Here is an 11597-nt window from a genome sequence, read left to right on the forward strand (position 1 = left end):
CCGTCGGCAGCACGATCGAGGCGCGCCCGGCCGCTGGCGCGACGAAGCTCTGCTGACCCGTGAAGGCGCGCGAGCCGTCCTGCGCGATGAACCCGGTGGTGTCTGGAGCCGGCCCGCGGATGTCGACTGCGTTCGCGATGTTCGGGACGAGGCCGCCAACGCCGACATAGAGGCCAGAGGCCGGAGGCGTGCCCTGCCCCCCTGTCCAGCCGGAGACCTGGAGGACGCGCCGCCCTCCATCGGTGGCGACCCCGAACTGCGGCGTCCAGCCGGCATTTCCCTGTGCGCCGATCGGACCGACGAGGTCGGGCCCGGGCACGTAGCCGGTCGGGCCGAGCAGATCGAGACGGGTTCCGACCCAGCGGTGCGGCACCCGCAGCGAGGTCAGGGCGCGGGAGACAAGGTCGATGAGGGCCTGCGCGCGCGAGGCCTGCTCGGCCGCCGTGCGGCTGGCGGCGTCCGCATTCGCGAGCGCGAGGGTAAGCTGCGAGAGCGCAGTCGAGACCGCGTCGGCCATAGGGCTACCACTCGATGACGATGAGGCCCGGCCCGCCCTTATTGGGCGCTACGGGAACGGTGCATACGATCTGGGTGCCGGGCGAGAGGCCGGAGATCTCCTTCAGGCAGAAGGCGCCGCCCCCGCTGCCGTAAACCGTGGCGCTGCCCTGGCCGGTGTTCGGCAGGACCCCGCCAGCGCCGCCGCCGGGCAAGCCGCCCGCTCCACCGGCGTCGAGCAGCGCCGAGCCGGCCGCTCCCGCTCCGCCGTTGCTGCTCCCGCGTGGGCCGCAGCCCAGGAAGTCGATGCTGTCGAGCCAGCCGCTGCCCCCAATCGGGCCGCCGAAGGAGCCGGGCAGGAACAGATTGCCGGGCGAGCCTCCATTGTAACCGGCGGCGGCCGCACCGTTGCGGTTGATGTCGCCGCCGGTTGCCACGCCACCCGCGCCCGGGCCGCTCGTCGTTCCGGCCTTGCCGCCGCCGGCCGTGAAGTAGGTGCCGAACTGGACGTCGCCGCCGTCGATACCGGCGTTGTTGTTGTTGTTGCCTCCGCCGACGCCCCAGGCCCGCACGCGGATCCTGTTGCAGCCGCTGGGCACGGTCCACGTACCCGTGGCGCTGATGAAGGCGATCTGGCCGGCCCCGTAGGGCCCCGTGTAGGGCCGCAGTGCAGTGGGCAGGCCCGGGCCGTTGTTGAGGCCGGGAAAGCCGGAGCCTGACGAGGCGGCGGTGCTCGACTGCAGGCGGGAGAGGATGCGGTTCATCGGCGTGCGCCTCAGCCCTGGAGTGCGAGGAGGTTGGCGGAGACGCCGACGGCGGACGCCTGGACGAAGACCTTCCAGCCGTCGCCCATCGGGATCGGCCAGCGCGCGAGCACGCCGTTCGGCTCGAGCGGCGCGTCCCACTCGACGTAGTCGGCGAGCGCAGGCGCGTTGACGCCGGCCTTGGTGATCGCGACGCGGACCGAGATCGCGGAGCCGGTGCGGTTGCAGAGGTTGAGCTGATGCGTGCCGGCCGTGACCGCCTGGCCGTTGGCGCTGTTCGCCGAGGCGGTCAGCTCGGTCAGAGTCGTCGCGGCGAGGTCGGCCGCGAACTTGTTGGCGACGAAGTTCGACATGCTGTCCTCAGAAGCTACCGATGTGGAGGAGGCGGCCGGGCGAGACCACGGCCTGGATCGCAGCGGCCACCCCGTGAGGGTGGGTCATCTTGGTCAGGAGCTGACCGTCGATCGTCTCTTGATCGGTGGCGAAGGGCGGGATCGCCTGGAAGACGAAGTCCTGCGTCGCGAAGGAGCCGGGCGAGGCGTTGATGAAGATGTTGGCCGTCTCCGAGACCACGATCACGGCCTGGATCGTCAGCTCGTCGAAGGCGCCCTCCGCGATCGTGAGCTTCTGGGTTTCAGGGGTTGAGCCGACGAAGAGAAGGAGGCCGTTCGCGTCGATTAGGCCGAACTCGCGGATCGTGAACCCGCCCGTGTTCTGGTCCACGATGCCGGTGACGGTGACTTGGTTGCCGGAGCGCACCGCGCTCTGGATCCCGAGAGTGGCGCGCGGGCCGTAAAGGGCGGTCTGCGTCTCCAGCGGCGTGATCGCCGCGCCGTTGCCATCGCCCACGACGAGCGAGGAGAGCGTGAGCGGGGCCGTGCCCGCGATGGCGGCCGCTATGGCAGCCTGACCCTGGAGGGTCGGGATCACGGAGAAGGCCATCGGCGTCCCGTCAGGTCGGAGAGGTGATGCGCAGGGTACGGCGCAGGAACAGGCCGCCGCCGACGAAGGTCAGGCTGGGCGGCGGCGTGAGCGTGAGGATCTTGAGCGCCTGGTAGATCGCGAGCCGGCGCCGGGTGGACGGCACGGCGCCGATGAAGGCGCTCCCGCTCGACCGCCGGGCGGGCCGCACCCGATCCAGCTTGGTGTGCGCGTTCTTGGCCGCGTTCGCGGTCGCCACGAGCCGGGAGAAATCTGCGGCGTACCAGGGCAGATCCGTGCCGAGGTCTACGGCAAGGTCGAAGGTGTAGGGTTGGCGGTACGAGGGCGCCTCGAACCACTCGACGATGGTGATCCCGAACTGGAAGGGGCGCAGCGCCAGGTCGAGGGCTGGGCGTGTGCCCTTGACCCGGTGATAGGCGAAGGATCCCGCGACTGCCTCGCGCCGCTGCGCAATCGACCACCCGGAGGAGTAGGCGTCGACCGAGCGCTCGGCGGCGAGGTGAGGCAGCCACGGCTCGGGGCAGGTCGCAGCGAGCCGCGCGGTCGGGATCAAGCCCACGGGATCGCGAGCGACGAGGTCGGCATCGACCGCGTCGATGGCGCGCTCCCAATCCGTCGCGCCCGGCGGGAGGAGCGAGACCGTCCAGATCGGCTCGAAGACGGCGCGCCACCACATCACACGATCTCGACCGTGAGGGAGACGTCGCCCAGGATGGCGATCTGGTTGTAGGCGACCGCAAGATCGGTTGGTGGCTGCGACACGACCACGTTGGGTATTGTCGGGAGCCCATCGGCGTTCGCGCAGGACAGCGCTGTCTCTAACCCTGAGAGCGTGCGCGCGACGCCCGAATATTGCTGCGACACCTCGTAGGCGGCGAGGTTGGCCCGCGCCTGTGCAAGCAGAGCATCGGCATCGGCGCCAGCCGGTATGTAGAGGGTCGCGGCCACGCCGTAGGTCAGCGGCTGGTTCGCCATCACCGAGACCTTGGCGCCGAGCGGGCGCACCGATTGTGCGTCGCGCGCGGTGCGGACGCGGACCGCGCCGGTCTCGTCGATGACGAAGAAGGCATCGAGGCGCCGCGCGACCGCGTCGAGGACGCCCGCCGAGGGCACGCCGCCGGGAAGGTTCGACTGTACGACGACGTAGACCTCGCCGGCGGGCACAAAGCCGTCCTCGGGACCATAGACGCCGACGCCGCGGACGAGGACGTTCGGATGCGCCTGACCCGCATGGTAGGCGTAAGCCCCCTTCGGCCCGGCCACCGAGAGGGCCTCCCAGGCGAGCAGGGCGGAGGAGCGCAGCGACTCGTCGTCCTCGTACCAGGCGGCGAGGATGCCGGCGGCCTCCATGTAAGGCTGCCACGTCCAGAGCGGCGGGACGTCGTCGGGCCGAACGTTCGGCTCCAGGACCAGCGTCGGATCCTCGGAGGCGATCGAACGGCGCACGGTCATGTAATCGGCCGCGCGCTGATCGAGCATCGGTCCCGTGGCCGACCCGAGGAAGGTCTGCGCCACGGCCTCGTCGATCATCTGGCGGCGTAGAACCGTGCGGTGCACGGCCACGCGGGTGACGCGCACCGCGGGATCGGAGTCCACATTCGCGACGTCGTAGGCGATGCCCGCCGCCGCCATCTCAGCGAGCAGCCTCGCCTTGGAGGTGTCGAGGAGCGTGTCGAAGGCCTGCGCCGCCAAGGCGGGAGGAGGTCCGAGCTTGAGCAGCGCCGGCGCAGCGAAGCGCGCCGTAACGGGCGTCGGGGTCAGAGCCATAGCCGCGTCTCCCCGCTCAGATCGGAAGCTCGTCGAAGAACAGGCTGCCGTCGCCGTTGACCCCGATGCCGATGAAGCGGAGTGCGGCTTCCTCGGTCAGGTCGCCGAGATGCCCGTTCGGGCGGTAGGCGACCTGCATGACGAAGCTCACCGTGCCGACGCGGACCTCCTCGTCGGACGGCGCGACCCTGACGCGGACGACGCGCAGGCGCGGTTCCCAGATCACGATCGACAGCGCAAAGACGGCGGACGCGAGCGCGAGCAGGTTGGGCGTGATCCGGCGGCCGAGAAGGCGGCGCAAGCCGCCCCCGAAGGTGCGCAACGTGATCATATCGCCGATCTCGGTCTCGAAGATCACGTCCACCGACTGCAGCGTGTGCTCCCAGCCGGTGAGGGGCTGTCCGGTGAAGCGGTTCAGGCCGTATGAGGTCACGGTGCTACCGGGCGCGGTCCGGCTTCTGCGCGGCCGGGGCGAGCGCGGACGCCTTTTCCTCGACCGGCGTAATCCGGCCCATGTCGCGCTCGTAGAGCGCCTCGGCCTCGGTCAGCTCGATCACGTCGCCGACCTTCGTGCCATGCGGGAAGGCGTCGAGGTTGGCGGTCTCACCAACCCGATAGCGGGTCTTCGTCATGGTGCTGCTCCTGCTCAGGGATCCGGCTGGCCGGTCTTGGCGGCGCCGCTCTGCACGCCGCTGTGGACGTGGCCCTTGCCGATGCTGCGGTCGTCGTGCTTGACCGCGCCGTCCTTAAAGGTGGTGCCGTCCTTGGTCAGCTCGACCGCCGCGCCCTCAGTCTTCTGGACGATGCCGTCCTTCGTGATCGTGTGGCTGACACCGTCCACCGTGTGGATGATGCCGTCCTTGCCGAACTTGTACGAAGTCTTGTCGCCCCAGGAATAGGTCACGCCGTCCTTGTTCGTGACCTTGCGGAACTTGTCGCCGTAGGTCTCGACGTGCTCGTCAAGCTTCTCGGACGGCTGCTTGTTCTGGTCGGAGAACCCACCCTTCGGCACGATGAAGCCCTGGCGCGGATCGCCGCCCGGGCAGATCGCGTAGACGATCTGGCCCTCGGGCATCGGCTGCCAGGTCTTGTGCGTGCCGCCCTGCTCCGGGTGCGGAAACCACGGGCTCGGGATCGGCTTGCCCTCGGCGTCGTTCCCGAAGTTGATCTGGTAGCCCTTCTGCGCGTCCGCCTTCTGGATCGTGCCGACCCGGACCGTGTTGGCCTGGACGTGCTTCACCTCCTGAAGCTCGTGGCTCAGGGCCTGCACCCAGCGGAGCAGCTCGTCGAAGTCGCTCACGGCGCGGCCTGGATGATGAGCGGCGACCGGCCGGCCATGTTGTAGGTGAAGCGCTGCGCGAGCGGCTCACCGACCTCGCGGAACAGCGGGCCGAGCCCGAGGGCGCGGTAGGAGCGGTTGGTCAGGCCGAGCTCGATCTGCGCTCGGTGCCAATCCGGGAGCAAGTCGCCGATGATCATGCTTCGGACCAGCCGGACGTCGTCGGCCAAGCGCTCGTCGGCCGCCATCATCTCGAGCAGGGTCGCGAACGGGCCCTCCGGCTCGGTGCCGAACTCGGGCTCCGGGATCGTGCCGCACTCGAACACGTACTGCCGGGCGGCGTAGCGCACGCCCTGCTCGGTGTTGGCGCCGCGGGTGACCGCGCCCTCCTTGGGCCAGCACGCGAACTCCTTCAGCAGGTCCGACCAGGGGCCGCCTACTGCGATCTCACGCCAGATCTGGCGGCCGATCATGTTGAGCGAGGTCTCCAGGCCCTCGTCGGTGTGCGGGATATCGAGGCGCAGGGCCGTGCCGCCGCCCTGCTCGGCCGGCACCTCGACCTGCGTCAGGCCGCCGACGGCGACCTCAACCACCACGTTGATGGTGCGGTCCGCGTCGAGCAGCTCCCAGCGCTTGCTCGGGAAGCTGATCTTCTCGTCGTCGGTGGAGACGACGAGGAACGGCTTCACGCCGGGCTTGATCATCTCGGCGATCGGCTGGACCGCGGAGTCGTAGACCCGCCCCTCGGCGAGGGTGCGGTCGACAAGGGCGGCGCCGAGACAGGTACGGATAGCGTAGGCGACGATGCTCACTTGGGCGCCCCGCTCGTTAGCTCCAGCGAGGCCTCGCCGCTGTCGCGAAGGCCGGCTCGCACGATGGTGAAGGTCGGCGTGTCGGTGCGGTCGAGCAGCACCACGCGATCATTCGCCTGCAGCGCGTAGCCGAGCTTCACGAGCTCGCCCGGCGAGATCCGCATGGTGTGGGCGGTGGTGGCGATCCGCGTCATGCTCTGGAACTTCGAGCCCTCGCGGTTGCCCTCCAGTTCGCCCGTGACCGGCTTGGCCCGGTAGCGCCCGACGATCTCCCGGACCTCCCGGATCGGGTCTGCGCCGCCCTTGCCGCGCCAGCCTGCGGAGGCCTGCGGCAGAATGCGGACGCGCTCGCCCCGGAAGCTGTCGAGGGCGGCTTGCCGCGCTTCAGCCAGTCCCGAGGCGAGTGTCATCAGGCGGCCGAGCTCCGCAGAGCCGCGATCACCTCGTCCTTGTTCTTGGCCTTCGACACGTCGATGCCGCGCTCGGCTGCGAGCTTGTCGAGCTCGGCGCGAGTCATCGCGTCGAGATCCGGCTCGTCGCCGACCGGCGGCTCCCCGGGCAGCGCTCGCGGATCTCCCGGAACGGCATGGCCGGAGGCGAGCGCGGCCTTGCCGTGCTCCTCCGGCAGCTCGCCGATCCAGCCGCGCGGCGCGGTGATCTTCTCGCCCCGCTCGTTGCGGTACTCGAAGGCCTTCTTGATGCGCACGTACATGCCGGCCTCCCTCAGGTGCGGGTGAGCTTCACGATCACGTCCGGGCGCAGACAGATCGGGAGCACGTTGGACTCGGTGTGGATCTCCTGACCCTTGCCGTGCGGCAGCAGGTCGGTGGAGACGAACACCTTGGTGGAGGGGGCGATGTTCGCCTCCTGGATGCTGTCCGGCGGCGCCACGTAGCGCTTGAACAGCGGGGTACCGAGCGGGATCGCGATGGCGTCGTTCTCGCCGACGGCTTCGCGGGTGACGAAGGTGCCGTCCGCCTGCCGGTAGCGGAAATCTTCGTCGATGCGCTCGATGGTCAGGCCGGCGAAGACGAAGCTGTCGGCGACATCGTCGCGGGCCGGGTTCGGCGTCGGGCCGGCGTAGGCCTTCAGCGCCTCCCGCACGCTGGTATGGCCGACGTAGCGGTCGAAGAACTCGCTACCGGCCAGCACGCGCACGCCGCTCGCCGGCTGGCCGCGCAGGGCCTTCCGGATGATCGACTTCAGCGCGCGGTTCTTAGCGGCCACGTCGGTCGCGGTGTTGTCGAGGTCGAAGTCGACGACGCTCTGCGTAATGTCGAAGGTCTCGAACAGGTCGCAGAGCACTCGGCCGGACGCATCGACCACCAGGCCGTTCAGGGCGCCCCAGTCGAGGTGGTGGTGCGTGGCGTCGTGCTTCGCCCGGATCGCCTCCAGCTTCCCGTTGTAGACGTTGGCCAGCGTCTGCAGGACGTAGCCGTTGCCGTAGACGAGCAGGTTCTGCAGGTCGGACGGCGTGATGGCGTCGTCGAGCGGGAAGTGCGGGATCCGGACCAGGGCTTCCTGGCGATCGATGCCCATGTTCTTGTTGCCGGGTCCGCCGCGCTCGCGGGCCGGGATGATCGTGATTTCGCCCTCCTCGATCGCGATGCGGGCGTAGGTCGTGTTGATCGGCGTATCGGTGAAGATCCCGAGCTGCGCCGGACGACCGGTCGCGTACTGCGGGATGTTGATGCTCTCGGTCAGCCGGTCGTCGGCGAACTCGGGCGCGTTGAGAAGATCGAGCGGCGTGGCCATCGGTCAGACCCCCATGCGGGCGACGACGCCCTTGGCTTCGAGAGCGGCCAGGGCGGCCGCCTGCTGGGTTGCGTTGATGCCGGCAGGCCACTCCAGGGCCTGGAGCACCACTTCGGCGTGGCGGGCGAGGATGACGACGCGCTGGTCGGCGCTGGTCGCATCGACGTTCTCGAGGAGGACCGCGGCGGCGGTCTGCGATCCGTCGCTCGCGGCCGGCGCGAGCGGGACGAGCTTGCTGGACGCGGCGATGCGGCCCAGCACCCGGCCGGGCCGAAGGATGCCGGAGCCGCTGGCGAGAATGCCTTCGTCGCGGCTGATGCGACCCCGACCCTCGTTCTTCACGACGTCGGCATCGGTCTTATAGGAGAGAGACTTCAGAGCCATCGAACGATCCTCCTCAGGCCTTGACGCCGTGGCGGCGCTTCATGTCGGCGACGAGATCGACGGGCTGGGTCGCCCCCCGGCCCGCGTCGCCAGCGGCGGGCTTGTGGGACGAGATCGAGGTCTTCTCGTCGTTCGCGACGAGCTTCTCGAAGAGCGCGGCGCGGGCTTGCTCGACGGTCTTGCCCCCGGCGATCAGCTCGGCGCCGAGCTCGGCCGAGATCGACGAGTCCCGGCGGCGCGCCAGCGCGACGAGGTCGTTGATCTGCTCGGCCGCGCCAATGCGCTCTTTGGCCTGAGCCACGGTCACGCCCTCGGCGAGGAGCGAGGCCGCCATGCTCGGCACGCCGCCCTCGACACAGAGCTTGGCGATCTCGGAGGCGTCGGCGCGGGACACGGTCGTGCCCTGGCCGCGATCGGCCTCCGCCTCGGCGGCGGTGATCCGCGCGTCGAGGTCGGTCACCTCCCGCGAAGAAGCGTCGAAGTCGCGCTGCTCGTCGTCGGTCATGGAGCGGCCGCGCGCGGCGGTCGCCAGTTCGTTCATGCGTGCGGAAGCCCTCGCGCGATCGCGACGAAGGCCAGCGAGATCGCCAGGCATTCCTGTCTCCGTTTTTCTGGCAGGGAGGGGCGCGGGTGACGCCCGGTACCGGCCGAAGCCGGGATCTGCTTGCGGCTACGGCCTCACGGCCCGCGCGACGCGCTCGTTGGCGGCGGTCTGGGCGAGGTCTCGGAAGCTGCGTTCGTAGGTCTGGACGCGGTCAGCCATGCCGGCGGCCACCGCGTCGGCGCCAACCTTCACGCCGCCGGCGCCGAAGTCGGTGCGCACCCGGGCTGGCGTGGTCTTCCGGCCGCGAGCCACGTCGGCGATGAACTGGCTCTCGATGCTGTCCAGCAGCGAACGGATCTCGGCCGCGCCCTCCTCGGACTGCGGATCGGGCCGCTTGTTCGGCGCACTGGACGAGACGATCTCGATGGCGAGGCTGCCGGAGGCGTCCGGCTCGACCTGCTTCGAGATCGCCGCTACCACGCCAATCGAGCCGACGATGCCGGTCTTCTCCACGACAAGCTCGCCCGCGGCCGACGCGAGCCAGTACGCGGCCGAGGCGCAGCTGCCGGTGACGTGGGCCAGTACCCGCTTTTTGCCACGCATGGCGTAGATCTGATCGGCCAGCGCGTTGATGCCGGTGGGCGAGCCGCCGGGCGAATCCACCATCAGCAGCACCGCGCCGACGTCGGCGCTGTCACGGGCGAGCTGCAGGTCTCGTCCGAGCATGGCGGCCGAGGTGCCGGTGCCGGACATCTCCGTCATCAGGTTGGCACGCGGGAAGATCGGGCCGACCACGGGCACGATGGCAACGCCCTCGCGGGTGAGCATGGCGTAGCGGGCGCCGTCGAGGCGCTGCGCGGTCGGCCCGGCCGCGGCCTGCAGATCGAGGCGGAACCAGTCTTCGCCCTCCGCCGAGCGCCGGGACGCGCGCCCGTCGCGATCGAGGGCGGCGAGCGAGGCCATGAACTGCAGGTAGTCCGGTCGGATGGCCCAGGGCTCGGCCGTTAGGGCGCGCAGAGCTGCGGTCATTCATCGTCTCCGGGCGGTGACGGCTCCGGCGGCTCGGCGGGGGCGCCGGGCGGCGGGCGGATCCCGAGTTCGTCGGCGCGGTCCTGGCCCTCCTTGCGGCGGGCATCGACCTCCTCGGGATCCTCGCCACGCGCCTCAATGACGTCGTCGCGCGAGGTGACACCCATGGCGATGTCGAGTTCGTCGGCCTTGCGGTCCTTCAGCGGATCGACCCAATCCCACTTCGGGGGCTGCCACTTCACGGTCGACAGGGCGGCCCGCTCGCGGGTGAAGCGCGTGGGTCCGAGGCCGGGGATCGAACCGGCCAGCGCGGCGGTCTCGATCCAGCGCGCCCAGATCGGGCGGCACATCTGGAAGACGAGGCACTGGTGCTGGAACTGCGAGACCCGGCGCTTGTGCTGCAGTTCGATCCCGCGCTGAGACGAGAAGTTTCCCTTCGAGGGATCCTCGGTCAGGGCGATGTAGGGGACGCCGCAGGCCGCCGCGATCGCGAGCAGGTTGCGGTACATGAAGGCTTCGTAGGAGCCGCCGACGTCGGCCGGGCTCGAGTTCTTGAAGTCCTCGCCCGGATTGAGGACTTGCAGGGTACCGGGTTCGAGATCGGCCAGCGCCGTCTCGATGTCTGGGGCTGTCAGGGGGCCCGTGTCGAGCAGGTCCAGCACATCCTCGCGGATCGCGACCGGGGGCGCCTCGCCGATAGCCGCCTTGGTGATGAAGCCGGCGAACATCGCCGCGGTGCGCTTCCGGTCGAGCTCGGCGTCGTCGTAGCTGTCGAGGAGGTACAGCCGCACCATCGCGGGGGTGAGCTGCGACTGACCACGGATCTGGCCCGCCTCCAGGGGGCGGTAGATGTGGAGCACCTCGGACGCCGGCACGACGGTGCGCTCGATGGCGCCGATGCCGCCACCGATCTCGGCCTCACCGGGGCGGCGCTTCAGGAAGTGATAGGCGACGCGGCGGCCGATGCGGTCGAACTCGATGCCGTGCCGTACCTCGTTGCCGACCTGGGACTGGATCACCCCGTAGGAGAGCGGCAGCTGCTCGCTCTCAATGACCTGTAACTGGAGCGGCACGCTCAGGCCGTCCTCGGGCCGCCGCGTGCGGAAGCGGATGAAGACCTCGCCCGAGACGAAGAGCGAGCGCGCGACGAGGGCCTGCAGGCCATAGAGATCGGTCAGGCCGTCCGCGTCGCACTCGTCGGTCCAGCGCAGCCACGCATCCTTCAGCGCGGTCTTGAGGTCCTTGTCGGCCAGTACCGGCGAGGGCGTGATCCCGTCGCCAACCGCTGCGGCGACGAAGGCCTCGGTCGCGGCCGAGGCGTAGGGGTTGTCCCGGACGAGCTGACGGGCGCGGGCGCGCAGGACCTCGCCGCCGCGCGCCTGCAACGCGTTGATCGTCGCCCGCTCAGCCGTCCAGCCCGCGAGGCGCCGCGAGGCGCGCGACGCCTCGTAGCCGAGCCCGGGGGCGAAGGTGGCCGAGGTGGTCTCCTGGGCGGGAGCGCCGAACAGGCGGGACAGGAAGCCCACGCGCTCAGTACCCCTTCGACGCGACGACGCGGATCGAACGCACCCGGTTGGCGCGCGGGACCGCGCCGTCCATCACGTCGACCTTGGCCTGCAACTCGGCGCGCTCGCGGCGCATCTGGCCGAGATCCCACTTCGCCTGCTCGTCCTCCTCGCGCGACTCGGTGAGGCCGGTGGCGAGGTGGCGGTCGATCTTCGCAATCCGCGCGACGATCTCACCCCGGATCTCCTCCGGGGTCTGTACGGGTTCGGCCATGCTCAGCGTCCCATGTAGGAGGAGCGGCGGACCGCGCGGGCGGGTGG

The 11597-nt window shown here is 70.1% G+C and carries 18 protein-coding genes; all 18 read right to left on the bottom strand.

Going from position 1 to position 11597, the window contains the following annotated elements; all coding sequences use genetic code 11:
• On the bottom strand, nucleotides 1-517 hold a 517-nt coding region (locus tag AX737_RS05145), incomplete at its 3' end, for a hypothetical protein (RefSeq protein WP_156453538.1).
• Between the two features lie 4 nt (nucleotides 518-521).
• Nucleotides 522-1259, bottom strand: coding sequence for a hypothetical protein (locus tag AX737_RS32975; protein ID WP_066919526.1), 738 nt, complete (start codon nucleotides 1257-1259; stop codon nucleotides 522-524).
• A gap of 11 nt (nucleotides 1260-1270) precedes the next feature.
• On the bottom strand, nucleotides 1271-1612 hold the full coding sequence (locus AX737_RS05155) for a hypothetical protein (RefSeq protein ID WP_066919528.1): 342 nt from the start codon (nucleotides 1610-1612) through the stop codon (nucleotides 1271-1273).
• Between the two features lie 7 nt (nucleotides 1613-1619).
• Complete coding sequence (locus AX737_RS05160; protein WP_066919530.1) at nucleotides 1620-2201, bottom strand: phage tail protein; 582 nt, start codon at nucleotides 2199-2201, stop codon at nucleotides 1620-1622.
• A gap of 10 nt (nucleotides 2202-2211) precedes the next feature.
• Nucleotides 2212-2877, bottom strand: a complete 666-nt coding sequence (locus AX737_RS05165; RefSeq protein ID WP_066919532.1) for a phage tail protein I — start codon at nucleotides 2875-2877, stop codon at nucleotides 2212-2214.
• A complete protein-coding gene (locus AX737_RS05170) occupies nucleotides 2877-3968 on the bottom strand; it encodes a baseplate J/gp47 family protein (RefSeq protein ID WP_066919534.1) in 1092 nt (363 codons plus the stop codon). The genes AX737_RS05165 and AX737_RS05170 overlap by 1 nt, the downstream gene beginning before the upstream one ends.
• Before the next feature lie 16 nt (nucleotides 3969-3984).
• A complete protein-coding gene (locus AX737_RS05175; protein WP_197430468.1) occupies nucleotides 3985-4401 on the bottom strand; it encodes a GPW/gp25 family protein in 417 nt (138 codons plus the stop codon).
• 4 nt (nucleotides 4402-4405) lie between these two features.
• A complete protein-coding gene (locus AX737_RS05180; protein ID WP_066919536.1) occupies nucleotides 4406-4600 on the bottom strand; it encodes a hypothetical protein in 195 nt (64 codons plus the stop codon).
• A 14-nt stretch (nucleotides 4601-4614) separates the two neighbouring features.
• Entirely contained in the window at nucleotides 4615-5268 is a 654-nt protein-coding gene (locus AX737_RS05185; protein ID WP_066919538.1) for a phage baseplate assembly protein V, read from the bottom strand.
• Entirely contained in the window at nucleotides 5265-6059 is a 795-nt protein-coding gene (locus AX737_RS05190) for a hypothetical protein (protein ID WP_066919540.1), read from the bottom strand. The genes AX737_RS05185 and AX737_RS05190 overlap by 4 nt, the downstream gene beginning before the upstream one ends.
• Nucleotides 6056-6469 carry a hypothetical protein gene (locus tag AX737_RS05195; RefSeq protein WP_066919542.1) on the bottom strand — a complete coding sequence of 138 codons (414 nt, stop codon included), beginning with the start codon at nucleotides 6467-6469 and terminating at the stop codon, nucleotides 6056-6058. The genes AX737_RS05190 and AX737_RS05195 overlap by 4 nt, the downstream gene beginning before the upstream one ends.
• On the bottom strand, nucleotides 6469-6771 hold the full coding sequence (locus AX737_RS05200) for a hypothetical protein (RefSeq protein ID WP_066919544.1): 303 nt from the start codon (nucleotides 6769-6771) through the stop codon (nucleotides 6469-6471). Before AX737_RS05200 ends, AX737_RS05195 begins: the two co-directional genes overlap by 1 nt.
• An 11-nt stretch (nucleotides 6772-6782) precedes the next feature.
• On the bottom strand, nucleotides 6783-7814 hold the full coding sequence (locus tag AX737_RS05205; protein WP_066919546.1) for a major capsid protein: 1032 nt from the start codon (nucleotides 7812-7814) through the stop codon (nucleotides 6783-6785).
• Between the two features lie 3 nt (nucleotides 7815-7817).
• Nucleotides 7818-8198: a head decoration protein gene (locus AX737_RS05210; RefSeq protein ID WP_066919548.1), complete on the bottom strand. Its 381-nt coding sequence runs from the start codon at nucleotides 8196-8198 to the stop codon at nucleotides 7818-7820.
• Between the two features lie 13 nt (nucleotides 8199-8211).
• On the bottom strand, nucleotides 8212-8739 hold the full coding sequence (locus AX737_RS05215; RefSeq protein ID WP_238229934.1) for a hypothetical protein: 528 nt from the start codon (nucleotides 8737-8739) through the stop codon (nucleotides 8212-8214).
• A 129-nt stretch (nucleotides 8740-8868) separates the two neighbouring features.
• The gene (locus tag AX737_RS05220) at nucleotides 8869-9771 is read right to left on the bottom strand and encodes a S49 family peptidase (protein ID WP_066919552.1); all 903 of its coding nucleotides are present in this window, start codon (nucleotides 9769-9771) and stop codon (nucleotides 8869-8871) included.
• Complete coding sequence (locus AX737_RS05225) at nucleotides 9768-11297, bottom strand: phage portal protein (RefSeq protein WP_156453539.1); 1530 nt, start codon at nucleotides 11295-11297, stop codon at nucleotides 9768-9770. Before AX737_RS05225 ends, AX737_RS05220 begins: the two co-directional genes overlap by 4 nt.
• A 4-nt stretch (nucleotides 11298-11301) precedes the next feature.
• Nucleotides 11302-11597, bottom strand: a 296-nt coding sequence (locus tag AX737_RS05230) for a hypothetical protein (RefSeq protein ID WP_210173128.1), incomplete at its 5' end; no start/stop codon positions are given.

This window comes from Methylobacterium sp. CCH5-D2 (assembly GCF_001556475.1).
GTDB lineage: Bacteria > Pseudomonadota > Alphaproteobacteria > Rhizobiales > Beijerinckiaceae > Methylobacterium > Methylobacterium hispanicum.

Coding starts and splice junctions, on each gene's coding strand:
- AX737_RS32975 (WP_066919526.1), bottom strand. CDS start 1,259: ATGAACCGCATCCTCTCCCGCCTGCAGTCGAGCACCGCCGCCTCGTCA.
- AX737_RS05155 (WP_066919528.1), bottom strand. CDS start 1,612: ATGTCGAACTTCGTCGCCAACAAGTTCGCGGCCGACCTCGCCGCGACG.
- AX737_RS05160 (WP_066919530.1), bottom strand. CDS start 2,201: ATGGCCTTCTCCGTGATCCCGACCCTCCAGGGTCAGGCTGCCATAGCG.
- AX737_RS05165 (WP_066919532.1), bottom strand. CDS start 2,877: ATGTGGTGGCGCGCCGTCTTCGAGCCGATCTGGACGGTCTCGCTCCTC.
- AX737_RS05170 (WP_066919534.1), bottom strand. CDS start 3,968: ATGGCTCTGACCCCGACGCCCGTTACGGCGCGCTTCGCTGCGCCGGCG.
- AX737_RS05180 (WP_066919536.1), bottom strand. CDS start 4,600: ATGACGAAGACCCGCTATCGGGTTGGTGAGACCGCCAACCTCGACGCC.
- AX737_RS05195 (WP_066919542.1), bottom strand. CDS start 6,469: ATGACACTCGCCTCGGGACTGGCTGAAGCGCGGCAAGCCGCCCTCGAC.
- AX737_RS05200 (WP_066919544.1), bottom strand. CDS start 6,771: ATGTACGTGCGCATCAAGAAGGCCTTCGAGTACCGCAACGAGCGGGGC.
- AX737_RS05205 (WP_066919546.1), bottom strand. CDS start 7,814: ATGGCCACGCCGCTCGATCTTCTCAACGCGCCCGAGTTCGCCGACGAC.
- AX737_RS05210 (WP_066919548.1), bottom strand. CDS start 8,198: ATGGCTCTGAAGTCTCTCTCCTATAAGACCGATGCCGACGTCGTGAAG.
- AX737_RS05215 (WP_238229934.1), bottom strand. CDS start 8,739: ATGAACGAACTGGCGACCGCCGCGCGCGGCCGCTCCATGACCGACGAC.
- AX737_RS05220 (WP_066919552.1), bottom strand. CDS start 9,771: ATGACCGCAGCTCTGCGCGCCCTAACGGCCGAGCCCTGGGCCATCCGA.